Origin of the sequence: Cytobacillus sp. Hm23 (genome assembly GCF_051842895.1) — a bacterium.
Lineage (GTDB): Bacteria > Bacillota > Bacilli > Bacillales > SM2101 > Nanhaiella.
This window is the reverse complement of record NZ_JBPXRQ010000044.1, coordinates 1-25,416: the sequence shown is the minus strand read 5'-3', so window position 1 is coordinate 25,416 and position 25,416 is coordinate 1. Positions and strand designations below refer to the sequence as shown.

27 protein-coding genes and 1 pseudogene are annotated in these 25,416 nt (G+C 31.5%); 19 read left to right on the top strand and 9 right to left on the bottom strand.

Annotation, left to right across the window (positions count from 1 at the left end):
• Positions 1 to 3 precede the first annotated feature (3 nt).
• The 4 genes from ACSVDA_RS20555 (at position 4) to ACSVDA_RS20540 (ending at position 1,874) form a co-directional block, all read left to right on the top strand.
• The gene (locus tag ACSVDA_RS20555) at positions 4 to 429 is read left to right on the top strand and encodes a peroxiredoxin family protein (RefSeq protein WP_485885689.1); all 426 of its coding nucleotides are present in this window, start codon (positions 4 to 6) and stop codon (positions 427 to 429) included.
• Positions 430 to 431: 2 nt separating this feature from the next.
• Positions 432 to 824, top strand: a complete 393-nt coding sequence (locus ACSVDA_RS20550) for a DUF6941 family protein (protein ID WP_485885687.1) — start codon at positions 432 to 434, stop codon at positions 822 to 824.
• Between the two features lie 128 nt (positions 825 to 952).
• Complete coding sequence (locus ACSVDA_RS20545; RefSeq protein WP_485885685.1) at positions 953 to 1,453, top strand: MauE/DoxX family redox-associated membrane protein; 501 nt, start codon at positions 953 to 955, stop codon at positions 1,451 to 1,453.
• A 13-nt stretch (positions 1,454 to 1,466) separates the two neighbouring features.
• On the top strand, positions 1,467 to 1,874 hold the full coding sequence (locus tag ACSVDA_RS20540; RefSeq protein WP_485885683.1) for a hypothetical protein: 408 nt from the start codon (positions 1,467 to 1,469) through the stop codon (positions 1,872 to 1,874).
• 175 nt (positions 1,875 to 2,049) lie between these two features.
• On the opposite strand, the pseudogene ACSVDA_RS20535 reads toward ACSVDA_RS20540, so the two are convergent.
• The 3 genes and pseudogenes from ACSVDA_RS20535 to ACSVDA_RS20525 form a co-directional block, all read right to left on the bottom strand.
• Positions 2,050 to 3,377, bottom strand: a pseudogene (locus ACSVDA_RS20535) (IS3 family transposase).
• Between the two features lie 738 nt (positions 3,378 to 4,115).
• A complete protein-coding gene (locus tag ACSVDA_RS20530; RefSeq protein ID WP_485885681.1) occupies positions 4,116 to 4,445 on the bottom strand; it encodes a YolD-like family protein in 330 nt (109 codons plus the stop codon).
• A 310-nt stretch (positions 4,446 to 4,755) separates the two neighbouring features.
• Complete coding sequence (locus ACSVDA_RS20525; RefSeq protein ID WP_485885679.1) at positions 4,756 to 5,016, bottom strand: hypothetical protein; 261 nt, start codon at positions 5,014 to 5,016, stop codon at positions 4,756 to 4,758.
• A gap of 739 nt (positions 5,017 to 5,755) precedes the next feature.
• Between ACSVDA_RS20525 and ACSVDA_RS20520 the strand changes: the two genes are divergently transcribed.
• From ACSVDA_RS20520 to ACSVDA_RS20500, 5 genes are all read left to right on the top strand, one after another.
• A complete protein-coding gene (locus tag ACSVDA_RS20520; protein ID WP_485885677.1) occupies positions 5,756 to 5,902 on the top strand; it encodes a hypothetical protein in 147 nt (48 codons plus the stop codon).
• A 1,493-nt stretch (positions 5,903 to 7,395) separates the two neighbouring features.
• Entirely contained in the window at positions 7,396 to 8,322 is a 927-nt protein-coding gene (locus ACSVDA_RS20515) for a GNAT family N-acetyltransferase (RefSeq protein ID WP_485885675.1), read from the top strand.
• A gap of 845 nt (positions 8,323 to 9,167) precedes the next feature.
• Complete coding sequence (locus ACSVDA_RS20510; RefSeq protein WP_485885673.1) at positions 9,168 to 9,455, top strand: hypothetical protein; 288 nt, start codon at positions 9,168 to 9,170, stop codon at positions 9,453 to 9,455.
• Positions 9,456 to 9,675: 220 nt separating this feature from the next.
• Positions 9,676 to 9,876, top strand: a complete 201-nt coding sequence (locus ACSVDA_RS20505; RefSeq protein ID WP_485885671.1) for a hypothetical protein — start codon at positions 9,676 to 9,678, stop codon at positions 9,874 to 9,876.
• Positions 9,877 to 10,176: 300 nt separating this feature from the next.
• Positions 10,177 to 11,163, top strand: coding sequence for an LNS2 domain-containing protein (locus ACSVDA_RS20500; protein WP_485885669.1), 987 nt, complete (start codon positions 10,177 to 10,179; stop codon positions 11,161 to 11,163).
• Between the two features lie 421 nt (positions 11,164 to 11,584).
• Here the strand turns inward: ACSVDA_RS20500 and ACSVDA_RS20495 are convergent, their stop codons facing one another.
• On the bottom strand, positions 11,585 to 11,992 hold the full coding sequence (locus ACSVDA_RS20495) for an RDD family protein (RefSeq protein WP_485885667.1): 408 nt from the start codon (positions 11,990 to 11,992) through the stop codon (positions 11,585 to 11,587).
• Positions 11,993 to 12,371: 379 nt separating this feature from the next.
• On the opposite strand from ACSVDA_RS20495, the gene ACSVDA_RS20490 reads away from it, so the two are divergent.
• Positions 12,372 to 12,653 carry a hypothetical protein gene (locus ACSVDA_RS20490; RefSeq protein ID WP_485885665.1) on the top strand — a complete coding sequence of 94 codons (282 nt, stop codon included), beginning with the start codon at positions 12,372 to 12,374 and terminating at the stop codon, positions 12,651 to 12,653.
• A gap of 639 nt (positions 12,654 to 13,292) precedes the next feature.
• Here the strand turns inward: ACSVDA_RS20490 and ACSVDA_RS20485 are convergent.
• The 3 genes from ACSVDA_RS20485 to ACSVDA_RS20475 form a co-directional block, all read right to left on the bottom strand.
• Complete coding sequence (locus ACSVDA_RS20485; protein WP_485885663.1) at positions 13,293 to 13,433, bottom strand: DUF6019 family protein; 141 nt, start codon at positions 13,431 to 13,433, stop codon at positions 13,293 to 13,295.
• 124 nt (positions 13,434 to 13,557) lie between these two features.
• The gene (locus ACSVDA_RS20480; protein WP_485885661.1) at positions 13,558 to 13,731 is read right to left on the bottom strand and encodes a hypothetical protein; all 174 of its coding nucleotides are present in this window, start codon (positions 13,729 to 13,731) and stop codon (positions 13,558 to 13,560) included.
• An 809-nt stretch (positions 13,732 to 14,540) separates the two neighbouring features.
• On the bottom strand, positions 14,541 to 14,921 hold the full coding sequence (locus ACSVDA_RS20475) for a hypothetical protein (RefSeq protein WP_485885659.1): 381 nt from the start codon (positions 14,919 to 14,921) through the stop codon (positions 14,541 to 14,543).
• 356 nt (positions 14,922 to 15,277) lie between these two features.
• Between ACSVDA_RS20475 and ACSVDA_RS20470 the strand changes: the two genes are divergently transcribed.
• From ACSVDA_RS20470 to ACSVDA_RS20450, 5 genes are all read left to right on the top strand, one after another.
• The gene (locus ACSVDA_RS20470; RefSeq protein WP_485885657.1) at positions 15,278 to 15,436 is read left to right on the top strand and encodes an aspartyl-phosphate phosphatase Spo0E family protein; all 159 of its coding nucleotides are present in this window, start codon (positions 15,278 to 15,280) and stop codon (positions 15,434 to 15,436) included.
• Positions 15,437 to 15,661: 225 nt separating this feature from the next.
• On the top strand, positions 15,662 to 15,889 hold the full coding sequence (locus ACSVDA_RS20465) for a hypothetical protein (protein WP_485885655.1): 228 nt from the start codon (positions 15,662 to 15,664) through the stop codon (positions 15,887 to 15,889).
• 1,981 nt (positions 15,890 to 17,870) lie between these two features.
• Positions 17,871 to 18,404, top strand: coding sequence for an RNA polymerase sigma factor (locus ACSVDA_RS20460; protein ID WP_485885653.1), 534 nt, complete (start codon positions 17,871 to 17,873; stop codon positions 18,402 to 18,404).
• Positions 18,388 to 18,966 carry a hypothetical protein gene (locus ACSVDA_RS20455; RefSeq protein WP_485885651.1) on the top strand — a complete coding sequence of 193 codons (579 nt, stop codon included), beginning with the start codon at positions 18,388 to 18,390 and terminating at the stop codon, positions 18,964 to 18,966. Before ACSVDA_RS20460 ends, ACSVDA_RS20455 begins: the two co-directional genes overlap by 17 nt.
• Positions 18,967 to 20,230: 1,264 nt before the next feature.
• On the top strand, positions 20,231 to 20,698 hold the full coding sequence (locus ACSVDA_RS20450; RefSeq protein WP_485885649.1) for a hypothetical protein: 468 nt from the start codon (positions 20,231 to 20,233) through the stop codon (positions 20,696 to 20,698).
• A gap of 326 nt (positions 20,699 to 21,024) precedes the next feature.
• Here ACSVDA_RS20450 and ACSVDA_RS20445 read toward each other — a convergent pair whose 3' ends face one another.
• Together ACSVDA_RS20445 and ACSVDA_RS20440 are read right to left on the bottom strand one after the other, a co-directional pair.
• The gene (locus ACSVDA_RS20445; protein WP_485885647.1) at positions 21,025 to 22,836 is read right to left on the bottom strand and encodes a family 16 glycosylhydrolase; all 1,812 of its coding nucleotides are present in this window, start codon (positions 22,834 to 22,836) and stop codon (positions 21,025 to 21,027) included.
• A gap of 385 nt (positions 22,837 to 23,221) precedes the next feature.
• Positions 23,222 to 23,359: a hypothetical protein gene (locus ACSVDA_RS20440; RefSeq protein WP_485885645.1), complete on the bottom strand. Its 138-nt coding sequence runs from the start codon at positions 23,357 to 23,359 to the stop codon at positions 23,222 to 23,224.
• Between the two features lie 525 nt (positions 23,360 to 23,884).
• Between ACSVDA_RS20440 and ACSVDA_RS20435 the strand changes: the two genes are divergently transcribed.
• From ACSVDA_RS20435 to ACSVDA_RS20420, 4 genes are all read left to right on the top strand, one after another.
• Positions 23,885 to 24,166: an endonuclease/exonuclease/phosphatase family protein gene (locus tag ACSVDA_RS20435; protein ID WP_485885643.1), complete on the top strand. Its 282-nt coding sequence runs from the start codon at positions 23,885 to 23,887 to the stop codon at positions 24,164 to 24,166.
• A 12-nt stretch (positions 24,167 to 24,178) separates the two neighbouring features.
• Positions 24,179 to 24,601: an exonuclease/endonuclease/phosphatase family protein gene (locus ACSVDA_RS20430; protein WP_485885641.1), complete on the top strand. Its 423-nt coding sequence runs from the start codon at positions 24,179 to 24,181 to the stop codon at positions 24,599 to 24,601.
• 266 nt (positions 24,602 to 24,867) lie between these two features.
• Positions 24,868 to 25,071, top strand: a complete 204-nt coding sequence (locus tag ACSVDA_RS20425; protein ID WP_485885639.1) for a hypothetical protein — start codon at positions 24,868 to 24,870, stop codon at positions 25,069 to 25,071.
• A 34-nt stretch (positions 25,072 to 25,105) separates the two neighbouring features.
• The coding region (locus ACSVDA_RS20420) for a helix-turn-helix domain-containing protein (RefSeq protein ID WP_485885637.1) at positions 25,106 to 25,416 on the top strand (311 nt) is incomplete at its 3' end.

The window sequence follows — 25,416 nt, the reverse complement described above, 5'->3', positions numbered from 1 at the left end:
ACAATGACAGCGAAAGTTAAGGATTGCGGCTTAAGTATTGGTGACGTTATTCCTGATGCTACAATGAAGAATTGGGATAATACATACATAAACTTATTTCCATTAAAACAAAGAACGGCGCTATTTTTTGTTTCTCTGGGCTGTTACAACTGTATAGATCTATTACCTTTTATTAAAGAAATTCAACTTCAATGGAACATTGACATAATATTATTTAGTTCTGGATCAAAGGAAGATCATGCTGAAATGGCTGATTATTTTAAATGGAGCTTCTCCATAATCAGTTTAGAAACAGATGATATGGAAAAAGTTTTTAATGTCACTCATTTGCCTTTTACAATAATTGTAGATGATGCAGGTAAAGTTATAAATAAAGGTGTTGTATACAATAATGAGGGTTTCAAATTTTTATATGAGGAGGAAAATTAGGTATGCAATCCAATTTATTAGTTTGTGACAATATGGAATACTTATCTATTGAAAACTTATATAAACTTGGGAAAGTGTTGAATCGTATAGAAATAGCAACAATTCCACACATCTCGCCTTTTTTTGTATTAATAAAGATTTTTTATATGGACCCAAAGAAACAATATGAAATGAATATGGTGATCTATGATGAAGAAGATGAAGTATATTTTTCATCAGCCCATAAAGTTGTCTATAACCAGAGAGAAAAAACTCAAATTCCTGGGGTGGATTTAAGTATTCGTATTGCTACCCCATTTTGCAAAGAAGGAGTTTATACTTGTAAATTATTTATTGATGACGTCTTAAGCGCTCAATACCCTCTGTCAATTGTTATCAAAAAAGAAGATATTTAATTGATTGAAACACTTGTTTAATCATGTTAGATAATAGATATGTGAAATAATCTAGCATGATCATCATCAGAATTTTCTTCAGTGTTTGCACTATCCGATATAATCATATGAAATTGTGAGGTATTTGAATGCAGTTACTTGACTTGATTATAATTATGATTTTCTACACTTCATTCCATACGAAAAGAAAAAGCTTAGTAGATTTAAAATATGAAATTGCTTCTTATCATATAATACCTAAAAAATTGTTAAAAGTAGTATCTTATTTTATACTACTTATTGAATTAACAATAGTCACTTTATATTTTTTGAATTCCTTTTTCATATTTAAGACAATAATTGCTGGTTCAGTTATTATTCTATTTACAATAGCGACTTTGAATAAAAAGAAAAAGGATGGGGTAACTCACTGTCGTTGTTTTGGTAATTTATCGTTGTTAAATAAATACCCCGTTACAAGGAATATTATAATTTTTATATTAATTATAATAGATTTAGTATTACATACCTTCTATATATTCCCGACGCCTGGACTTGAAGAAGCTGTATTAATTTTACTTATCGTTTATTTTATTGACTTAATTAACATTACAATAAAATTAAGAAAGTTAGGTAATTCACATGTTTGATACATTCACCTTCATGATAACTATTTTAATTCTAATAGTATCCGTATACAAATTACTAGAGTCTGCTTTCGGTAAAAAAGAATATAAGTTTATTAAACAGGGGTTAGAAAATTTAGATCTTTCAACAAGTAAAATTTGTGTTATTTCGTATACATCCCAAAACTTTGAAAAAATTGATAAGATTTTGAGCACTAAAATGAATCAACAATATATCATTATTTTATTTGCTCCTACTTGGTTAGTTAAACTAAAGAAAAATAATTGGGATAATCATATTGTTATCGATGGCAATTATAATAAATGGAGTATGCAGCTAAAAAGTAGTGATGGCTATATGCTAGTAAAGAAAAAAAATGCTAAATTTGATAGGGTATATCATTTAAAGGAATTCTTTGAGGATCAGTATATTAAAGGGGTTTAAAAAGTATACGATTAGAAATTATAGTTCAGCATTTGTAAAAAAGTTAATCCAATCAGCTAATTAATACTAACTGATTAACTGGTAGTTGGTCATCGTTACTATCAATATCAATAATTTAAAAAAAGACCACAATCCCATTAAAATGTACCCTTTGTAAAGGACATTTAAAAAAAGACTATGCTACTTTAAGGAGATGATTTCTGTATTGAACAGGAGTCATCTTCTTTAAGTTCCATTGATATCTATAAATATTATAGTAGTTCATATATGCCTTGATTTCCTTTTTTAGTTGCTCTAAAGTTTCACACGACTTTATACATGTCTCATCTTTAAAGTGGCCAAAAAATGATTCTTGAGGGGCATTATCCCAACAGTTTCCCTTCCTTGGCATTGATTGTCCTAGCCCAAATTTTTTAACCATTGCTTGATAGGTTAAATGCGTATAGTGGAAGCCTTGATCAGAGTGAATGAATGACCCTTCAGTTAATTTTACTTTCCTATTATTCTTCAACTTTAAAAGCGTGTCTGTTGCGACATCTAGAGTGATTCGATCAGAAACGTAATACGCTAATATTTTTTTATGATCCATCCTTAATGGTGGATAGGTATGCTTTCTTGCTATTACCATAAAATAAATAGGTTATATCAGTAAGTAATACTTTTCCAGGTGTATTTTGCTTGAATTGTCTATTTAATAAATTTGGTGTCACTGTGTGTTCTTTCGTCGCTTTCGCTATTCTTCGGTATGGATTTGCTTTTCTAGTAGGGCAAACAATATTAAACTTTTTCATAATTCTTCGAATCCGTTTTAAGTTGTAGTTGATACTAAATTGACCTTCTAGGGTCATTTTAATTTGGCGAGCACCTTTCTTTCTCCTTTTAAAGTTATATGCTTTTAATATATTTTCTTTTAAAAGCTCATCTTGGTTGTCCCTTTCTTTTCTAAGTTCCTGGGACTTTAATGTGAAAAAGTTGTAGTACCCAGAACGAGAAACACCAGCCAATTTACATAGGTAACTAATCATATTTTTTAGTTTGTATTTTGAAATAATTGATTTAATAAATAGAAATTTTTGTTCTGCAGCTATTATTATTTCTTTTTCTTCCTCATCCGCCTTTCTTCCATTTCAATAATTCATTTTCTGCCTTTAATAGATTGTTTTGTGCTTCTAAACGAGCATATTTTTCTTCTAATGACAGTTCTCTATCACTTGGTCTTCCTGAGTTTTTTTTCCTAGTGTCACATAAACCAGCTACGCCATTTGTTAAGTAAGCTTTACGCCAACGTTTACCTGATGAGCGAACACGATCTAAACCAATAATGTCTAAATCAAACCCATACTCCACAAATATTTGTGAAGAAAATTTCCCCTTCTCATTTTCAGTAATAAAAATACGTTTAAATTCATCTGTATAGGTAATTCCCTTAGAAGTAACGGATTTAACATATTGATTCTTAGACAGTATCTGAATTTCTCTGTCTGTAAAAGTCTTTTTACTCATTAAATTTTCCCCCCAATCCCTATTTTTCTTATTTATACAAAAATGTACCCTATAGGGAGACTTTTTTAAAGTGTCTACTCTATAAGGTACATTTTACATTGGTATGGGAATGTGGTCTTTTTTGTATGATTAAGAGGTAAACAACGACTGTAAGCATACAATCACTTTTTTTCTCAGTTGTTTTTAGTTGTTCAATTACTCAAGTCAAATTCACTAATATACCAAGATTCCATTGAACTAAGTAGATAAGGCTCCTAATTCTCTGTCCTTTGAAGTTTAGGTGCTGTATGAATCATCTAGTCTTGATATCGCTGGATATGTATAGATTTAAGCATTTGAACAACGTTGTCAACATCAATTGCACTTGCATTACTTAACTATAATTGTTGAAAATGTAAGCAGCCCCAGTAAATATTCCTTACGTGTTTCATCAGAACGGTTTTCCTTGTTGTTCATGACAATAATAGTAAACCATTTTGTAAACCGAAAAGTAATCAAATATTCTCTCTTTTTGGGATGACGAAGTAAAGTATCATTTAATTGATTGATGGATTATCAAAAGAATTAAATGTTAATATTATTCTTTTAGATGTATATGTTAATGAAGAATTGTCATCATTGGTTATGTAATTAAGAAAGGCCTTTTTTGTAAACTGTGCTGCTTTTGTTGTCCAATTAGTACCAAAAAGAGATTTTACATGTTAGTCATTGTTGTACAGAAGAAAAGGTACATGATTGTTATATTATTTGTACATTTATAATGTCTTCAAATTTAATTATATGTATTTCATCGAATTTATCGGTTACTCTAATATGCCTATGGAATTGATCTATAAAATGAATATATCCCATACATGGCTTAAAAGCACCGTTCTCAAAATATGTCACAGTCACTTCTTGTGTAAACTCCATAGCTTCTAGGACGGTACTATTTATTTCCTCTACCTCATGCTCATCTAAAATAGGCTTTTGCACCTTATAATAATCAGCCTTTGCTTCTTTCATTATCTTCATATGTTCAGGTTGTATAAATGCGGGCATCCATTTCATAATTCCTCGATCTTTCAAACGTATCACCTCTGTACTTATTATATACGAAAATATGTTCGTTTAGTAAAGAAATAAGTTATAAAAAATCTAGTTTTCTGCCTTCACAAATGATTGGGAATAACTTATTTTGTAGTCGGATAGGAATTTCCAACTTAATTACCCGTATTGATACGAGTAGAGGGGGGGGGGGATTTTTGCATTTATTTATTATATAGTTCGATAAAGAAATGTAAATTTTGTCTCAAATCAAAATAAAAATGTTAGACAAAATGAAAGAATACCCGAATTTGAGTACTCTTTCAATAGTAAAGAATAACGATAGATATATTTACTTAACCCAAGGTGGTTTAGGTTTAGGGTCTTCTTCTTTACAGTCGCAGAATACTAAAGTGAATAAACTAAGAAATCTGCAATCTGCATCGTCTGTTGCATCACTAATCTCAAGCATTCTCTCAAATTGCTTAGCAATATCAACGTCAGTTAAACTATTAATGGCACCTTCAACTTTATCCGCAATATCATAATCCGTTTTACAAGAATCACAGAATGCTAAAGTGAATAAACTTAAAAAAGTACAATTATGAGCCATATTATTCCTCATCCTCTCAATAAATTAATATGAATATCAAATTTATAGTATGTCTCATAAAGCTCTTATGTGTAGATGGTAGTACATATTATAAGAAATGTATTTATACCTATGAGGCAGAGCGGGCTTTACAATATTACTGAAGTGTGAAAACAAGAATAATTATGTTTGTGCTTCTTTGGGCACAAATGTTAAAATAACAATTACTTAAAATTAAAAAAGTTCACAATAAATCCAAAAATATAATACTATATTTTTACAATTATGTGATAAATTAGAATATGGTTATACATAACCATATTTCTCTTTTTCATTTTTCTAATCCCTAGAATTATCTAGGGATTTTTTTGAGTTAATCAACAAAATGGATGTTGTGTCTATTAATCTCCAACTGTGTAATGTCAGTTAAATCTTATTTATAAAACTCAGTTGTGTTGGCAACATCGTTTCACATAAAATAACGATGATCGCTGTACGTTACAGTTTACTTGTTGAGGTCAGTTCACCGAAGAATTTTTACTTACCCGTCTAATCAAAAATAAATAACTTTGCATACAATACTCCAAACAAATTATGAAAAGAGGTTCTATTATGGGTGCCTATGTTTCAAAATCCTCCTGTTGAGGAAGTACCAAGACGCTCAGTACGGAAAAGATAGCTTGCTGCGATTGTCCGATTGAAATTGATTCACGAACTGGTAACATTAACCTTGTTTGTGGTGAATCTATGCCGATCTTTGGTGGGAATTTTTAGAGGTCGTTTGTCAGGAACAATTTCTGTTGGAAATGACTCAGCATGTGGACTTCGTGTTACTATCACGACAAACGGTGTAGATGTTACACTAGATATTCCTCGTCCAAACCCTCCAGAAGAAACCATGCAGTAGGTATTACATATACAAATGCTACTAATATAACAGTTGCCTGTATGAGTGATGGGGGTGGGGATTGTATTGCTGGCTATTCTTATAAACTCATCGATAGATGTATAAGTCCGTCGCTGCCTAGCACTAATCCTTAGTTTCAACTTAGCAAATCGCCCTCATACGAGATATTCTTCTTCAAGTGCGATCGTTTGTATTTCGATAAGACGTTATAAATAACTTACTGATAAGATATTTGCTATTAAACAGTGTAAGTAATTAGGCGGATTTTCTTAATCTCTTACGCGTCTGTATTGGCTTTTTCTCTAGATGAAGTTAAACCACTGACATTGACTTAGGGTAATTTCATCCAGCTTATAACATTAGATTTATCTAGTAGAAACACTAACAAAGTTTTTTCTTTGTTAAATGTAACTAAAATAGAAGTGATATTATGACTGGTGAGAATCTGGATGTAAATGTAACTTGTGATGGAATTAAAAAGGGGCAGTATAGGTTAAGGGAGTGCAGTTGAAAAACTAACGCAATGCGACTGTCATAGTTTGCATATGATATAAGTACAAAATATGCTGGCTTAGAGCTTAGATAGTATGTCAAATAATAAGGTGCAAGTATACAACGTTAGAGCAGTTGGATTTCATAGAGAGGTCGTCTTAAGTGAAATTAAGACAATCCAACAGGAGAGGGAGAAGTAGCTGTTAATTTTACTTGAATCGATATAATACAGCCTATAACTTTAGATTTAAGAGGCATGGAAACGAATGCCCACAAAATATTTTCATTTTTAATTAACTAAAATAGAAATAATAGTTGTGACTGGAAAAAATCTAATTGTAGAGATAGATTGTGATGAAAAGACAGAGCCATGTAGTTAAGTTTGCACGATGTACATGACGTGTGGTATCCAAAGACAAAAGAGTATTTAAAAAAGAAGTCAGTACAAATAAGGAGACATAATGATTAATGAGTCTATTAGTTCCAGTTATCAGTAATGAAAAATTGGGACTTTGTTATTTTGCATAATAAATAAGATGTTTACATTACGGCATATGGAAGCTACGCCCCTTCGTTCCTCTTAACTCTTAGACAGGAGAGAAAATAAGCCTAAGCTCTTGAAATCGCCTATAAGCTCATAAAAAAACTATTATCCTGTACATGTGGTAGCTATACGTAAAATAGCATATCTCTTCTTTTGGAGGAAAGTAATAATGTATTATTACTTGAGCTGTTCGTATGGACTAACCTCGGAAGTTACCAAGATTTTAAGTACCTTAATTTGGACAAATTTAGGATATCCAACAGGTTGAAGTTTGAAAGGGATTAAGAGAAGTTGTCTTACATATTTTTATAATTTTAGAGGGGAAATCCACGTTTTATAGAATAAGAATGATAGAAAACTAAAGGAGTTGATCAAGATGATTAGACAAAATGTTTCAAATATGTTAAGGGATTCTTCAAGGGTGATTAATACAATATAGAGAGGAAACTATTTTTATATGGCTATGGTTGAAACTAAAAACATTATTATAAGAAATTATGTGGATGAAGATGCAGATAAAATTGCACAATTTAATTTTGTATTAATGCTTTCTTACCGATACAATGGAGATTTTGAACCAAATAATATTTTCTGTGCAGCTGACTCGAAAGGAAATATATACGGAGTTGGTCATTTAGAACTTGATCAAACATGGTTTTTCATAGATACAGATAACAAGCCAGCTAACTTTGTTTATAAACTTAATATAGACATATCTTTAAATCCAAATTTGAAGTGTTCTCACGACTTAAAAAATGAATTATTGAAGTCTCTTATGAAGAGAGCTGAGGAATTAAGAAGTAAATATCCATCCAAAAAGATAAAATTAACTCATTTCATAGAAGCTGATGAGCTTGAAGAAATTAATTTTTATTTATCGAAAGGTTTTGTTTCAAAGAGAACCCATTTAGTAATGAAACGGGATTTAACAGAGGAGATTCACGAGTATCCACTCCAAGAGGGTATAAAAGTGATTAACTGGAAAATGGAAACTCAAGAAGAGGAGGAACAATATCTTAAAGCTGAAGCTGAAGGTGACTTGGAAGGAGAATCTTGGAGTTTAAATAAGTTAAGATGGACAAAGGGTGGATCAGAATGGGATACGTTTACAGCATTTTGTGGTGACAAAGTAGTTGGTAGTGTCATGACTTGGGGAATAGGAGAAAAAAGAAGTGCAACAGAAAGTATTTTTGTATTGCCTGAGTGGAGGAGAATAGGAATTGCCAAATCATTGATTACACAAGCATTAAAGTTTCTCCAAGAAAAGGGGAAGAATGAAGCTACTCTTTGTGTACTCGGACATAATAGTAAAGCCATTTCATTATATTGTTCATTAGGGTATAAAATGCTATATATTAATCTGGAGTTTGAGTTGGATATATAGTGTTTTTATATTATTATATAGAGGAGATAGAACTTATTATAAAATTACTTGAATTTTATAATAAGTTTGTCATTGAAATATCTATTAACCTTAAAAGCATACATTGTATTGCACTCACTGGATGGTATGAAAACAGCCCAACTCTATTGGTAGAGTTGGGCGTTTCTTATAATTGACTAGGAAAAGTGGTGAGGTTGATAGACAATAACTCTGAATCAATGGTATATATTCCTATGTTAATGACTGTCACGCTATCATATAGGTCATCTTTCAAGAGGAATGCTCAATTACATAAGCCAGTTTATCATCTAGAGTAAAGGCGACAATGTCTGGAAATATTCCCACCTGAATGGTGATAATTACATTATGTTTTTTTACATCAATGACCGACACCGTTCCTTTAGCTAAGTAAGCGAGTTTTCTATGGAAAGAAAGGTTGGGCAGTTACAACATTATCTCCAACAGGTAAAGTAAGTGATCAAGCTATGAGTTTTCACATCAATCACAGTTGTCGTCATATTCGAACACGTCTGCTACATAATTATTACTATAAAGATATGACAAGAGTAGCTTAACTGATACTACATTACTAACTTAAGCTATTAGGAATAATTGGAAAACAAGCTCTAATGCCGAGGTGTTAATTTCTTTTTATTTTTCTCTTTTTGTATAATTTGTTATTTTTTTCAGTTACATTTGAGTAACTGATGTGTATTAAATTTATATAGCCCTTAGAAAAAATTACTGGTGTCTAGCTCGAATTACGAAAAGCAACAATTAATGCGAGAGCAGCCTTTGATGATTTTTCTTTTTGATTTGTTAACACGCTGATAAGGAGAGAGGATATGAAGAAGTTAATGAACTTGTATGGTTTTTTGCTTTTTACTTTATCCCTTACATTGTTGGGTTTGCTTCTTTTAATGAATAGTGCTAATTATGGTTCAGTTACAGCAAGTAAATACTTGAGAGAGAAAAAGGGAGGAAGTATGAATATTGAAGAATTCTTAATCATTAAAGAGGGATACTTATATTCTTATATTACACTAGGTGGAGTAATGTTTTTCGTGGGGCTCTTATTTTCTTGTCTATGTTTATATAAAATTTTTGATAAAGATAACAAAAGTCACCAATAGAAAGCACTATTATAATAACGTTTTTTATTTATGATCTTTTCGAAAACTTTGTTGCTTTTGTTACTAAATAAAATATAGTACCATCAAGGTTTAAAAATAAGCGAAAACTCTGCTTTTGTACTTTTACATGCAGGGTTTTTTCGTTTTCGTAAACAAGTATCCAAGCTGTTTTTTTATACATGAATACTATGAAATTACCAAACTAAAAGGAGGTGAGTTAATGTCTGTTGAATTAGGACAACCAACTATTGAAATTGTAACGGATGTAACACAAGCAGATGTCGGGATAGGATTAACTGAAACAGCGATTACGGGGTTTATTGACATTGAGAAAGTAATTATAATAGGTGATCGAGTTGTCATAATAGAAAAGAAGTTGCCATTTTCATATTCAATTATTACCGGGGTTTTAGAAGGGTAAATGAAAATTATTAAATCGAGACTAGGGTTGGAAACAGCCCTAGTTTAACTAATAAACGAACTGATTCATTTGTGTACTAAGGTCTTAAAGTAGTCTATTTTCAAAAAAATATGCAAATTCTTCTTACTTATTCGTAGAGCAGGAGTAAGGGAAATGAGTTGTAAACGGGTATTAACAAATCACAACTTATTAAATTTTGAAAATACAAAAAATTAATAATAATCTGTGGTTTCCTGCACGATGTTCTATGATACGATTGAGTCGTTTAATAGTAATAATAAATATAAGGGATGTGGTAGAGTGAAAAAAATTATTTTTTTATTAATCGTCATAGTACCATTGATTATTACACTAAACTACCAAGTACACGCTTCGGAGAATTCTAGTGAGCTGTATTATGACATAACAACAGAGGCTTTTCCTAGCATAGAACCTGAGGGGTTTAACGATTTTGTTAATCAATATTTCATAGCAACTCATACTCCACATCATAATGGGTATGACAAAATCTATAGCACGACTGAATCACAGATAATCGAAGGGAAATTTCAATATGGAGATATAAGAAAAGACCTTGAAGGAGAATGGGTTTCAATTTATTTATGGTCATTTGCTGAGGACGATGTTATTTGGAAAAAGATAGGTAGGGAAAAAACGAATTCAGATGGTCGAATATTTTATAATATCCCTGAAGATCAAAACCTAGATAAGGGATTGCATTTAGTTAGATTACATGTTGAAGGTGATGCAACCTTTACAAATATGTTTATTAAAGTCATTGACATAAATGAAAAATTTGTTGTTTTTGATATTGATGGTACGTTGACAACTGATGACATTGAGTCTGTAAAAGAGTATGCTGATGAATATTTTTCAGAGGAATACCGGGCAGAAATGTACGAAGGTGCTAATGAGGTTGTAGATTTTTATGTTGAACAAGGATACAATATTATCTACTTAACTGCTAGACCATATTGGTTATCAAGTGTTTCGCAAAAATGGCTGATTGATAATGACTTTCCGTTTGGATTGCTACATACGTATCCGGAAGGGTCTTTTTCTGATGACGCAGCAGGCTATAAAAAAGACTATTTACTAAGTGTGTTGGATAGAGAAGGGATTATAGACTTTGCTTATGGAAATGCTTTAACAGATATAGAAGCATATTTAAATGTTGGATTAAGCAAAGAACAAGTGTTTATTATCGGAGAGAATGCTGGTGTGGAAGGAATTACACCTGTTAATCATTATCCAGATCACTTAATGACACTTAGAAATCTCCAATAGATCTGATAGAGCAAATATTAAGGAATATTTGCTCTAACTGTCATGCCTAGAGAACCTATGAAAATCATATTTGGACAAAAAATATTACTTAGTTACACTCTCATTTTTATGATGTGTCCCTTAAAATTTGATGCAAATCCCTCCTTGACATTGTTTCATCGTATTAACAACAAAGAGACTACTACTGAATAAGTAATACGGAAAAAATACAAACAACCCGCTACTTTCGTTTAATTGTTATGGAATTTACCCACAATGATAATTATTAGTTATTCATATCATTAAAGTTATGCTAATCCTTTGTTTATCTTAGGATTCCTTAATCTTTTTTGCAGGAAAGCTATTGAATATTGGACCAGGTAAAGCTGACCCTCGGTGAGTTTTTCGGGGTGAGGGTACAAGTTCATGTACCCGGGGATTCTTATACTCTTTCTTCTTTATCTTTAGTCACATATGTACCCGCGATAAAGTCATGAAGAGAACGACAATCTTTACGAATTAACACCATTAAAATGCTGATTAGTAAACCAATTCCTATTGTTAAAATATATATATATTGTGCAATGAATGTACGAATGAGCATGGTGAAATAAGTAACATCAGCACCATTCTTTTTAATAATTCTAATACCAGATAGTCTTTTTCCAACAGTGAAACCGCGCCAAAGTACCGGAATTAAAAATATATATAGGATGTAGATAAAATCAATATGTAATATGTCTATCCCAATAAAATAATGACTGAAAATTACAAGTGGCAAGTATACGCATATAATATCTAATATTAAAGCACCTAAACGCTGAAAAAATCCTGCTGGTTGATTTAACATCATAAGCACACCTCGATCCTACATCATTATAAACCGTATATAAGGTGCATACTAGAAAAATAGGATTGGTAAATATTACAGCATATAAAGCTATCTTTTTATATGGCTATGGTCTAGTAGTAATGACTACCATGGCAAATGTTGTTCACTGTTATATTTATTTCAAACTCTCTAATCCACCTTTTCAAAATGAAGAGGGCTTTTTAAATTCAACAACAAATAAATATATTCATATAAATGTCTAGCAACAAGCGGATAATTGAGCAAAATATGTCATTTTTTTCTTGAATCGTTTCATAAGAAAAAAACACGAGTATGACTCTTTTGCTAGAATGAAATAAGAAATACCTTACTAGCTATGGACTTATCTATCAGATTTATGGAAAACGTCACTCAAGGAATAGCGTTTTCCTTCTATTTGAATGTGAGAAGGGAGAGGAAAGATATTAGGGATGTCAAACAGTATGAAAAAATATCAGGTGAATTGTTTAAAGCGTTAGGTTATGTAGACGATTTCTTCATTAACACAGCTAATAAATCTATAGATGAAATAAAAGAAGCAGAGTATATTTTGAATAGAATCCAACAAGACGTATCTCTTATGAAGTTAACTATTAATAGAAGAAAAAAGACATCTAAGCAAAGTAGAATTGCAAAATGAGGTGAACAAGTTGAGTAATAACAATAAGAAACCAGAGCTAAAAGGATAGATTTTTTGGATCATTGCTTTAACTCTTGTAGTTGTCATTACTGGATCATTAAAATAGGTATACACCTTATCACAAGACTCTTTGCGTAAATTTTGTAGTTTTTTACTTGCATTTGAGTAACTGATCATAGTCTGTAGAGAAGGAAAAATGCCACGAATGTTCGTTTTATACGTGTTTAGTTCCTATTATCCATAGCAACAATACAACCTATCGCAAAAAGGAAACAAGGCTTTAATTTTTTAAAAATTATTCTCATTCAATCCTCGTAGCTTATCAATGATCATCTAATGGTTCAAATCCGAACATAGCTACACTTCTATTACCCTTAAAAAATATCCCTCGTTCAAAATAAGTAACAGTCACTATTTAATAGACCACGTGGCTCATTTTCTCTCTAGGATTTTTTATACACCAATAATATTTTAGTTGTTTTCTATATTTACAAGTTTTTTTTTGCAGTTGTTGAATGTCTTTTGATATAGAAAGTTGCTGTTATTAAATAAGCTAATGAAATTCACAGCTTTGATAGTCATATAAATGTTTGATTTAGGATAGGGTACTTGAAGAAGTTTCACATTTTCGAGAAAGGGTTATTTCGACTTGTGCCTTTTTTTAATATCATGTCTAACCAATTTACTCGTCACGGATTCATCGATTCCATCTTTAACTGCACGTTTTATTATTTCATATAAGGCGATTAAGAGGATAGGGATAGAAAACAAAAACTCCAACAAATTCACTCCTAACAAAAAGTAATTATTTACTAGGTTAAAAACAATTTGTACAAAGTATAATATGCAACATGATTTCTAACTAAAAGTGCCTCTATTGTTTAAGCATAGGTGTTAAAAATAGTTAAGCCTTATCTCGTTCTTCTAGTAATTTTTCCATCATTTTCTTTGTCATAGATTTATCAACTCCATTTTTAACAGCTCTTGTAATAACCCAATACATTGCGAGTAGATTGACAAACCAAAACATAAGAAAAAAAGTAATAAATATAAAATCAATTGAATAACCAAAATCCAATTATATCACCCCTTTTTATTGTTGTACCTCTTAAGTTATAACATTATTTATACATATTTAAGGAGTGAAAAGGTTGCCTCGAAAATCAGTGCTCACAATGGGATTATAGTGATTAAAAATCAAGGCACCCTGGTCAGTGCATATTTATATTGAGGGTCTCACCATTATTAAAACGAAGATTTTCTTTATTAAAAGTTATTAACCCTTTACATTTGGGGCATGTGACTGTAGTACCTATTATGATGGTAAAATCATAAGTTCTTCTATCATAAATTTTTACTGGTGAAGGAAACCAATATATACATTCTTGGCAATGGATTTCAAGTGAATTTATATCAGTCATGTATACACCTCCTTATATTACTTATTCTATTACTTACAATAAATACCTTTTTATTTAAATAGATGTTTGAATACACATGATAAATCATGTTTGTAGGAGGATATTTAGATGAATAAGAAGATAGAAAAAAGAGGCCTAGCTTATCATATTAACTAGGCCTACTTTAAGAAGTCATATTTATATCAGCGAATTTTAAGATATAAAAAAAGATATTGCTATTAGCTAAGGTGCAAATTTATATCTTTGCATATGGTTCTTTTCGTAAATTTAGTTACTATTTTCACCAAATTTGTATTATTAGAAATGGATTTAGGTGTTAGGCATCATATTACAGAAGAAGAACAGATGCTATTAAAATGAAAACAGCCTTGCATAAAAATATATTAATGATACCACATTTGATTAAATCGGCATTGTAACAACAAAAAGTTATTATAGGAAGCAGGTTACGTAAGAAAGGGAACTTTTAAGCATCTAAAACTGTATACACGTCAGTGGAAGAAAATAACGGTTTGAATGTCATATTTTCAGCAACTTGAGTTTCAATTGTATAAATACCTACTTTTTTAAAAGTTATAAGAAGAAATCCACATGATAATTCATCATTAATGGTAGAGTTAAAGATTATTGTTCCGTTTTCATCAAAGTTCAGAGGGAAAAATTGTCCACTTTCAGAATCATATGAAAAAGTCTCTATATCCTTTCCTTGATTAGGGTCTGCTAATGTAGAAAATACTGTCACCTCACTAGGGACTTGATCAGAAGTTGCTTGAAAGCAAGAAAAAAAGCCTTGTTGCTCATCAACAACAAGTGTGTTATTTAAGGTTGTATAAAAGCTAATAGACATATTGTGTACACCTCCTTGATCCAAGGATAATTATAGTTTATTCACTCTAAACGATAATTGGTTGTATATTAATACTATGTGATATGTTTGTTTTACATTTATGAATGATAAGTAGTTTAGCGGATCTTTATAATAAGGAAGGTAGTAAAATGCTCTTTGAAACTTTTTTCACATAATAGATTAAACGTTTAGACTAAAGCTTATTCTCCTGACCCACGATTTAATGTGTGCAACCTCCCTCAAGCAGTGTTAATTGACCTAAGTGACTCATATCACTATTCTGAATCTTTTTCTACTTTACACTACTCTTATAGTGTTAAGTAGAAAAGTAGATAGGGTATGAAGGAGTCTGTTTAATGACTAACTTACTACAAATGATTGAAAACAAAAGAGAAGAAATGAAAGAAATAGCTGAAAGGGAGGGACTTACAAGTGAGAAGGTAATTCGATGTAGTCAAGAATTAGATGAGCTATTGAATGATTACCAAATATCATTGGCAGTGACGAAGGACTAACATATTTGTTAGTTTCGGATTCAACTTAACTAGTACATTTGTTAAAAACATCTCCTTTTTTGCACGTTTTCTTTTGTCATAGATTTTTATTTCCATCTATAAACTAAGTAATTTATCCAAGCTTTGAATTTTTTACTGAATAAACGATTTTGAGACATTCTTTTATGTGAGAACTATTATTTTCTTATAGGGTGTGTCAATTGACATGATGTAGGGGGAGAATAAATGACTAAAAACAATTCTCCAGTTTTTCTTTCTACCCAAGAAGAAAAACCTATAGAATTCCCCTTAGACGGAACTAGGGTAGAGTTACTAAGATTAAGAATACCAGAACATTTGTATGGAAGACAGGCGAAACTTGATGGATTCTTTCAGTCAAATTTCTTTGTGGTTGGTATGAATGATAATATCGAGCCCGTAATATTACCCTACAAATATGAAATCGGTTATTAAGGTTGTATTAGCTGAAGCTAACTACTCTCCTGCTTCTTCCATATTATTAGACACTGTGAGTGGAGTACAGCAGTCTGTTCAATTATCACCAATCCAAACTTTACTGTTTCCTTACCTTGTGTATCAGGAGACCTTTTTGTTTATGGCTATCTGTCGTTGAAACTCAAGGGGGTGGCTGGAGCATTTGTTAATACTAGATCAATGAATGCCTTATTAATTCATTAACATTGACTATGGAAACCTCAAACATGACATGGTTCTATTTCATAATAGCCCTAGTTAACGAATAGGAATGCTTCATTGTGGATTTAACAAAGAGGCTGGGACAAAAATATTTTAACTAAATAGAAGCCGAACAATGGTTGTAGTTCTAGTTACGCCGCTCCTGAAATATACTCCGCTTTCCACGGGAAGCTGGCAAGCCTCCTCGTGCTACGCTCTGCGGGGTCTAGCCGTTGCTTTTCATCCCGCAGGAGTCTACGTATATTTCATCCGCTAAGTTATTACTTTGTTCGGAATTTTAGTTAAACACTTAAGTTATGTCCCAGCCTCAATATAAAGGAGGTGAATTCAAGAGAGATGATTATAAATTGTAGATACCAGCTGTAATACTTATTTTGTGTATTTTGTTAAAAAATATGCACCGATTAACAATTCTATCTAAAGTTTAGATTTTTTAATTATTAAAAATATTTTACATACGATCTTATTGAATGGATCAATTGTCACAGTTAGATAAATTGTCATGAAACTTCTTGTTAGTAATATTTACTTATTTTGGAAATATTCTATTGTGATGGTTTAAAATGCCCTATATAATGAGACTGATTAATATGAAGATGACTATAATTCGCTTTGTCAGGATATTTTAATTTGGAGGTGTGGCTGTTGAAAAAACTAATTACACTTGTTATGGTATTCGGTTTATTAGCACCTTTCAGTGCAGGTAATGTCGAAGCATCAGGTAATTGCGGTGGGAAAACCGAAAACCCATGTGATGTTCATTAAAAGTTGTATATGTGTTGCTTTTCAATCAAAGAAATAACTACGTATAAACCAAATATTCGTGGCATCTTATCTCATTTTAAATCAGGTCATTTTCATAATATTATTTATTGCTGTTATAACTTAGTCTCAATTGCAACTAAATTTATGAAAAGAACCTAATAAAAAACATGCTAAGCTACAAGAATATGATCATACTAAGTACATTAGGAAATTATTGCTGACTAGATCAAAGCTATTTTTATTTTTTTGTCTGGCCCACACCAAAAAGGATAGGGGAACATAATTTAAAATGGATGGGATTGCTTCACTTCACATTAGCCCCTACTTTTGGAGCAGGGGCTTTTTTTTATTGTATTAAGAATCAATGATAATGCAAAATTTCCTAGAGTATTTACACCTATACAGAGCTGCTAGAGCCTAAACAACTGTAAATAAGAGTATTATAACTTTGCTTGGTTGTATTAATTATTTTACGTACTAACATTAAGACAGGTGTCATTTATATTCTAACTTACACATTGTATCTTCAACGAAATGTGAAAAGTGTAAGGGGAAGTAATATTTTGTGGTAAACAGTCAAGTTTTTAGATTAAAACGTGTTGCATACCTCTTTAATAATTTGAAACTGTAACTATAAAGGTATTTATTACGAAACATTATAATAATGGTGTTTTTCATTTTACCTAGCTGTAAATCTCCCCAAAAAACTTCATTTTAAATTTATACTCAAATGACGAATACTCTTTTTTCCAAATAAATTCTCAATCATAAAGATATAAATGTGTTGAATAACTTTTTCACAAATTAATAAAAGTGGAGACTATATGCGAATATCAAAATATTAATGGTTTTGATTGATATCATTAGCATATTAAAGGTATATCTACATTAAAGTCTTCTAATACTGTTAGACGGCAAATAAATATTTGAAAAATTTGTGTTAATATTTTGTGAAAATAAATATAGGAGGAGTATGAAGAGAGATAGTGTTGCTAAAGATATTCTTCATCTTTATGATCTATACTGTGGTCGGATTTTTAAATTTATTTTTGTACTTACTAATGACTACTATATTGCACAAGACTTAACTTATGATACATTTATGAAAGTGAATAACTCATATTATCAATTAAAAAAACAAGAAAAAGTAGAAACCTGGTTATTTCAAATTGCTCATAATATTTCTATCAATTATATTAGAAGGAAGAAATTTAATGTAGTTGAGGGCATAAGGCTATCTTCAAATGAGAAGGAAGTTGGGCCCTCAATAGAGAATACAATCATTATCAATGAAGATTTTAAAGAATTGTATCATGTTCTTATTAAGCTGAAACCTTCATACCGTGAAGTTATTATTCTTAGAAAGGTAGAAGGATTATCAATTAAAGAAACTAGTGAAATTTTAGGATGGAAAGAAAGTAAAGTGACAACTACATTACCTAGGGCCCTAAAAGAACTTCAAAAGAAACTAGAAGCAGGTGGATATGTATATGAGCAATCTTCCTAAAGAAAAATCATTTAAACACGTAAAAACGTTGGATGAAAGCATACACTGGAATCCAGAAAAACAATTTGAGTTAAGACAAAAGTTAGAGTATAACATTAATAAAAAAAATAAGAGAAAAACATGCAAAATACTGTTACTCCCAATAATCGGTGTTGTTACTGCAATGTGTATTATAGGTATTCTGTTAATTCCTTATGTGTTAGAAAACGATATTAATGAAGCGGGAAATGCTTCAGCACCTGTCGAAAAAATAGCTGATGCTGCACTGAGTGTTGAAGAAATACTTAATGATGACTCTGTAGAATATTTCGTGAATTTAGACATAAATGAAGGCTCAGAATGTAATTTTTGGCTAAACAATTTACATAATAGTTACAATTATAAGTATAGAGTATATGCTCCCGATGGTAGTTTGATTGGAGAATCAATAACTGCTGGCTCGCAGGAAAGATTATATTCAGTAGATTTGAATCAATATGGGTCAGGTAAGTATAAAATAAAAGTGTATACACCAAATGGTAATTTAGGAGGTAAATATCATTTGAGAGCGAGAAATTTTTAGAGATTACTATATTATTAATTAAGATAAGAAAAACTGAATTATTTCTTTTGCTTGTTAGTATCAGAATAAGTGTAAACAATAAAACTATATAGTAGGGATAGGCCATTAGTATTTTGTAGGTTAAAAAGATTAAGGGACAGCCTGTTAATAAAACAACATTTAAATAATCAACTAACTTTAAAAAACTCCTGCACTATGAGAATTAAATCATAATCTGTGTTCACTATTCCTTCAAGATTGTTCAATTCAGCAATAAAAACTGAATAGAAAAAAGACACACTTAAGAGTAAGTGTGCCTAAAGGAAAAGAGGTGGGTTATGAAAAAGTTCATTAACACTGTAATAGTATTAAACTAAAATTGTGTGTGGATTCTATGGGATCTTTATGTGATTTTGTGTGATTGAGCTTAAATTAATCAATATAACAAATAAGATGTAGTAAATATTAAATCCGTTACTTGGAAAGCAGTAATTAACGCATGTAATGAATGTTCCGATCGATCGTTATCCAGTTGCTGGCTATACTAAATAAGGTGTTAAATACAAAGGCAAAGGTTTTTATTAAAATAAATATATTTATATAAAATGTTAAAATTCGTAGCATTTTCAAAGGATGTATAATCAAACATCAATAAATCCCTCCTCAGGTCAAAATCATACTTTTGCGAAATTTGATACAATAATTATAGAAATCAATTTCCCCCTAATGCACTTATATAGCATTAATTGTGTAGATAAAACGTTACTATGTGTAGCGTTTTATTTCTTTTTCAACTTTTAGCTGTCCGGCGGAATTGAAAAGGGAAGAAGAATTGCAATAGATACATAATTTGTATAATTCTTAATTGGTTATCGTTATGTAGATGAAATTCTTGATTACAGGTCCATAAATATCCTTTAGTGGATTATAATGGGAATGTGTGTGGAGATTGAGGTATTATTCCTAACTACTGGTATAAATTATTGTTACACAAAAACCAAATCTTTTTATTAGAAGGCTTAATAACTCTCTCCATTGAAACTACAAGGCTTTTTGTAAAATTAATAATATGTAGTATTGTACGGTATATTATCTAATATTCGTTTTGTAATGCTCTGGAATAGTATGAAGGTTCCAGGGTTTTTTATAGCATTTCAGTATTGCATAAGAAATTTATCCAAGCACTGCTGCTTTAAGTTGAATAATATATTCTGAAGTCTAATGATTAGGACTCAAATTCTCACAGAACTTATGACATTCTAGAATAGATAGGGGGGGAGAATAATTGACTAAAAACCAAACTATCGGATTTCTTTCTACACAAGAAGATAAGCCTACTATACTACCATTAGATGGAGCTAGAGTAGAGCTGCTAAGGTTAAGAATACCAAAACATTTATATGGAAGACAGGTGAAACTTGATGGGTTTCTTCAGTCGAATTTTGTTGTAGCGGGCTTTGAGAATGATGTTGAAATTACTAGTTTTCCATATAAATATGAGTTAGCTTATCAAGTAATGGTTGAATCAGCAGAGGCTAATTTAACAATGGCTTCTCCTTTATTATTAGACACGGTAAGTGGAGTACAGCAGCCAGCACAGTTTGAAGTAGAGCATAACACAAACCCAAACTTTACAATTTCGATACCTTGCCTAGCAGGAGATCTTGTGCTTATGGCTTCTGTTGTTGAAACCCAAGGGGGTGTAGAAGGCGCTTTTGTAAATACTAGATCGATGAATGCTCTTTTGTTTTGAGCTAACTTAATGTTCGAATGATAGAAAAGGAAAAAATCTCGTAAGAAATAATTTAGTATGCAAAGGGAGAAATTATTGTCTATTTATGTTCAATATAATATTCTAAATCTTATTAGATAAGTTGAAAGCTCCTTTTGTAAACCGTTAATAAAAAAATTTGAACCGTAAAGTTTATAGCGAAGAAAAGAACCACGAACAATAATTGTATTCGTGATTCCTAGTAGTTAATAAACAGCAACTTTATGCGAAAACGCTAAATTAAGTTAAAGAAAGGATAACTGTCTAGTTATCCTTTCTCTACATTATTAATCATTTCATAACCGTTCTTATTGTTGTACGATAGATACGTTATCGATATAAACTGTTGTAGGAGCATTTCCTCCCTCGATATTTCCTAGCTCAAATACTACCTTTCCGTTAGTATATGTTTGTTCTGTCATCTGGAAAGAGTAGGTAAATGTCTGCATGTCGGTTGTTAAATCAATTTGTTCTGTATTGGCATACGGTATAAACCATGGATCTGTTGTAAGTTCTTTACCGATATTAACATTCATCTTTCTTGGTGTATTACTTCTAGCATCAAATGTAACCGTATACAATTCACCGTTTTTAAATTCAATACCATTTTGGTACACTTGTGGAGAATAAGCTACATTACCAACTGTTTGCATTTCAATTGCTAATTCACCATTTGCAACTGATTTAGTTCCTTCTGCAACACCCGTCCATTGATCTCCCCACCACGCTGTCCAAAAATGGTCATTTGTAGCAAAGTCACCATTTTTTATAAGGCTTTCTCCGATTGGTTCAATAACTACATTATCTATGAAAATATTATGTGCACCTGCACCATATTTCCCCATTAATAATTTTAGACTGACTTCATCAGATTGTGGCATTGTCATTTGAAAGCTGTAATTTTTCATATTGCTAGATAAATTAATTGTTTCACTCAAGTATCTATTAAATTGTGAGTTCTCTATAGAAACGACCATATCCCTATCACTTGTTGATCTTGCATCGAAGGACACATAATAATCCTGGTCTTGTTGTAAATTTAACCCTTTTTTCTCTAATATTACGCTCCATTCTTCGTCACCTTGCTCAGAAATAACAACTTTAGCTTCTTCATTTTCCGATAATATTTGAGCTACTGTATCATGATGCACATATGGTGACCATTCGCTTAAGCCACAAGAAAAGTCAAAGTTCCCATCTACAGTTGGACTGCAACCATTATCGGACGTGGATTCATAAACGCGCACATAGTCAATCTCCATTTTACCTGGAAACGCAGTTGGATCATCTGGGTTTTCTGTAAATTGGCCTCCTACTGCTAGATTTAGAATGATATAGAATTCTTGGTCAAACGGTGCTGGAAATGGATTCAGTTCCTCAGCCGCATTTAGGCTAAACCAGTTGTTTAACGTTTGATATAAATTCCCGTCAACATACCAACGAATTTCTCCAGGTTCCCATTCGACTGAATAAGTATGGAAGTCTGTTATAGCTCCACCTTCAGGGAAATGATATGCTTTACCTGTGTATTCTCTTATTGGCCATAAACCACCATAATGTATCGTTCCTGAAGCTTCATTTGGTTTACCTCCCGAAGCTTCCATTATATCAATTTCACCAGAAGCAGGCCATGGTCCATAGACATTATCAGTTGGAAGAAGCCAAAACGCTGGCCACAATCCATTTCCTTTTGGGGATTTTATTCTCGCTTCAAATTTTCCATATTTTTGCCCAAATAATCCCTTTGTTTTAAGCTTGGCGGATGTATAGTCATATGTACCATATTCATCAGATATTTGCTCTTGCTTTGCTTCAATAACTAGATTGCCATTATTAATATATGAATTTCCTGGAGCATCTGTATAATATTGCTCTTCATTATTGCCCCAACCAGGTGCGTCAGTAATTACATTACCATTTTCATCAATAAGATAGTTTCCTAAATCATAAGTCCATTTTGTCCTGTCAATCTCATTTCCATTAAATTCGTCGCTCCACACAAGATTCCATTCAGAGCTGTTTGCTGCTTGTACATTAATTTGACTTTCTGCTCTGCTTGCAGAAGTTAGAGTAGGGATACTAATTAGTAAGCATAATAAAAAAGTTAGTAATTTTTTCATTTGAAACCTCCTAATTTAGTTTTTTACATTATTTATTTTAATAATACTAATTTCAACTAGGTAGGTATGTAATTTTGGAAACGGTTACATTTTTTTGTATTGTGAATATTGTCATATGTTCGTATAAAAAAATGTACTAGCATTTAAATGGATAATTTTTACATTCATTTTTTAGTTGAAGAAACAAGTATATTCGTATTCGTAAAATTGTTTAATGTATTTATAGCTACATAATTATCCACTTTATTGCTCTGAGTTCAGCAATATTTTACAAAGCTTACGGAAAAGAGATAATCAACAAAGGAATGTTGCGAAATTTATTATTTTAAATGTTCTTCTAGCATTTCTAGGGTCGTAGAGGAGGTGCGAAGTTAAAAGCACTGATTTAACAGTGCTTACATCGGTATCTAGGATAAAATGATTCATTTGTTTCCCAAGATTCAACAGTTTGCCATGCAGTTTTTTGATCGTAGCCTTTTCCCATAAGGTAGGCAATGGCTGCGACTTCGCGCATTGCGTGCATGTATGAAGTATGCTGTGCCTCTTTTAAACCATATTGAACGATTGGCTCAACGGCAAATGCCTAATAAAACAGTAATATTATTTAAATTTGGGCATTTGAAAGAGTGATACACGTATTCTGGTCATCATTGTATGCATAAAGAAAAAGCAGAGTTGGGGGTAAAGAATCATGAATAGTATGAATAAGAAAGTAAAACATATCTACTGGATTACCAAAAATAAAAATGAAGGTAGTGATAAATTTATAGAAAAACTGAGAAATAGTGAATGATATTGAATTAGATCATAAAAATAATAGTAAATAGCAATAGATTCATACGTGTTTAGCGATTATTATGAAAAGCACCAATTAATTCGAGAACAACTTAGTACGAAAAGAACTAATTCATTTGAGAACTGCCTATTACGAAATGCAACAATTAAGGCGAGATCAGCCGTTAAAAAAGATCAAATACATGTTACCTGTACAAGCATTTTCTCTCTTATTGCATATAATATTGTAACTATGTAAGAGAGGGGGGAAAATATGTTAACAATGAGCTTCAATATACTAGCTGATAGAAGAACTTGGAGAAATCGCAGGGAGGGTATAATTAATAAAATATTAGACGTTAATCTTGATATAGTAGGACTTCAAGAAGCTATGTCAACACAAAGAAGAGATTTAGAAGCAGGGTTATCTGGTATGTATGATTTAATACGATTTAATATACCAGTTAATTACGGTAATCCGATATTAATAAGGAGTAATCGATTTACTATTTTAGACTCTGGTTTTGTTGAAGCTGCGCAATGTGGCAACACGTGATATATAACTTGGTTGTTGTTAAGAGAAATTGATTCGAATGAAGAGTTTTATTTTTATAATAATCATTATTGTGTAAGCCCTACTTCGAGTAAAGAGGACCATGCAATTGAATTAGTGTCTCTGGTTAATCAACATCAAGTAGGAAATAACAATCGTCATGCTATTGTCGTAGGAGATTTTAATGCAACAAGAAATAATGCTATTATGGAATATTTATTAGATCAAATACCGTTATATGGTACACCAAATCCATTGAATTTAGTAGATACATGGGATGTAGCAAATCAAAGTATTCCAAAACCATCAACAACAGAACGTGGAGCATCGATTGATTGGGTTCTTACTCTTTCAGGCACAACAGTTACAGAAGCTACAGTAGATAACTCTGAGGGATTTTCTGACCATTTTCCTGTTACTGCAACGTTTGCGTTGTGAACAATTAACGAAAGATAGCTTCAAAAAGGCTATCTGTTACATAGCATATGATTAACTTCGTATAGTTTTAAATTACTCATTGAAATAGTTGTTACTAGAAATATTATAACTTCAACAATTAGCGTAAAATGATGAGAATTGATGCTAAAACTAGCTTAAGAAGGTTGAAGGTACAAAGATTTGCAGTTGTGTTGCCCGCGGAACATGGAGAAAGTACATTGTATAAAAAACTATTAAACCAAGAGTTATTATAGGAGTTGTTAAATATGCGTAAGTTTGTATTTACTATAAGTCTTATTGTGTTGCTATTAGGATGTAACAATGAAACGACCAATATAAATAATGCAAAATTTATCAACCCCAGACAGAAGACCTCCACTTCAAACCAAAACAATGCGAAGCGAGTGAAGGTTAAGTGGGTGATGAATGGCGGTTGGCGTAAGCAAAAACTCACTTCTAATATAGTATAATTAACCTAATTAATAGATAAGTGAGGTGAAGAAAATGCTAGTCAACAAAGCTTTTAAATTTCGTATCTACCCCACTAAAGAACAAGAAATATTAATTGCTAAAACCATTGGTTGTAGTCGTTTTGTGTTCAATCATTTTTTAGCTGCATGGAATGAAACATACAAACAGACTGGAAAAGGTTTAACATACTGCGCTTGTTCTGCGGAGTTAACAAAGTTGAAAAAGGATTTGCTATGGCTTAAAGAAGTTGATAGCATTTCACTACAATCCTCACTACGCAACCTTTCGGATGCTTTTAACCGTTTTTTCAAAAAGCAAAATGACATCCCTAGATTCAAATCTAA

Excerpts from the sequence above, each read along its gene's own strand:
- ACSVDA_RS20510 (WP_485885673.1), top strand. The coding sequence starts at position 9,168 with ATGAAGAAGTTAATGAACTTGTATGGTTTTTTGCTTTTTACTTTATCC.
- ACSVDA_RS20440 (WP_485885645.1), bottom strand. The coding sequence starts at position 23,359 with ATGCACGCAATGCGCGAAGTCGCAGCCATTGCCTACCTTATGGGAAAA.
- ACSVDA_RS20465 (WP_485885655.1), top strand. The coding sequence starts at position 15,662 with ATGACTAAAAACAATTCTCCAGTTTTTCTTTCTACCCAAGAAGAAAAA.
- ACSVDA_RS20515 (WP_485885675.1), top strand. The coding sequence starts at position 7,396 with ATGGCTATGGTTGAAACTAAAAACATTATTATAAGAAATTATGTGGAT.
- ACSVDA_RS20490 (WP_485885665.1), top strand. The coding sequence starts at position 12,372 with ATGGAAAACGTCACTCAAGGAATAGCGTTTTCCTTCTATTTGAATGTG.
- ACSVDA_RS20545 (WP_485885685.1), top strand. The coding sequence starts at position 953 with ATGCAGTTACTTGACTTGATTATAATTATGATTTTCTACACTTCATTC.
- ACSVDA_RS20470 (WP_485885657.1), top strand. The coding sequence starts at position 15,278 with ATGACTAACTTACTACAAATGATTGAAAACAAAAGAGAAGAAATGAAA.
- ACSVDA_RS20525 (WP_485885679.1), bottom strand. The coding sequence starts at position 5,016 with ATGGCTCATAATTGTACTTTTTTAAGTTTATTCACTTTAGCATTCTGT.
- ACSVDA_RS20445 (WP_485885647.1), bottom strand. The coding sequence starts at position 22,836 with ATGAAAAAATTACTAACTTTTTTATTATGCTTACTAATTAGTATCCCT.
- ACSVDA_RS20555 (WP_485885689.1), top strand. The coding sequence starts at position 4 with ATGACAGCGAAAGTTAAGGATTGCGGCTTAAGTATTGGTGACGTTATT.
- ACSVDA_RS20425 (WP_485885639.1), top strand. The coding sequence starts at position 24,868 with ATGCGTAAGTTTGTATTTACTATAAGTCTTATTGTGTTGCTATTAGGA.
- ACSVDA_RS20460 (WP_485885653.1), top strand. The coding sequence starts at position 17,871 with ATGAAGAGAGATAGTGTTGCTAAAGATATTCTTCATCTTTATGATCTA.
- ACSVDA_RS20495 (WP_485885667.1), bottom strand. The coding sequence starts at position 11,992 with ATGTTAAATCAACCAGCAGGATTTTTTCAGCGTTTAGGTGCTTTAATA.
- ACSVDA_RS20540 (WP_485885683.1), top strand. The coding sequence starts at position 1,467 with ATGATAACTATTTTAATTCTAATAGTATCCGTATACAAATTACTAGAG.
- ACSVDA_RS20435 (WP_485885643.1), top strand. The coding sequence starts at position 23,885 with ATGTTAACAATGAGCTTCAATATACTAGCTGATAGAAGAACTTGGAGA.
- ACSVDA_RS20455 (WP_485885651.1), top strand. The coding sequence starts at position 18,388 with ATGAGCAATCTTCCTAAAGAAAAATCATTTAAACACGTAAAAACGTTG.
- ACSVDA_RS20550 (WP_485885687.1), top strand. The coding sequence starts at position 432 with ATGCAATCCAATTTATTAGTTTGTGACAATATGGAATACTTATCTATT.
- ACSVDA_RS20475 (WP_485885659.1), bottom strand. The coding sequence starts at position 14,921 with ATGTCTATTAGCTTTTATACAACCTTAAATAACACACTTGTTGTTGAT.
- ACSVDA_RS20505 (WP_485885671.1), top strand. The coding sequence starts at position 9,676 with ATGTCTGTTGAATTAGGACAACCAACTATTGAAATTGTAACGGATGTA.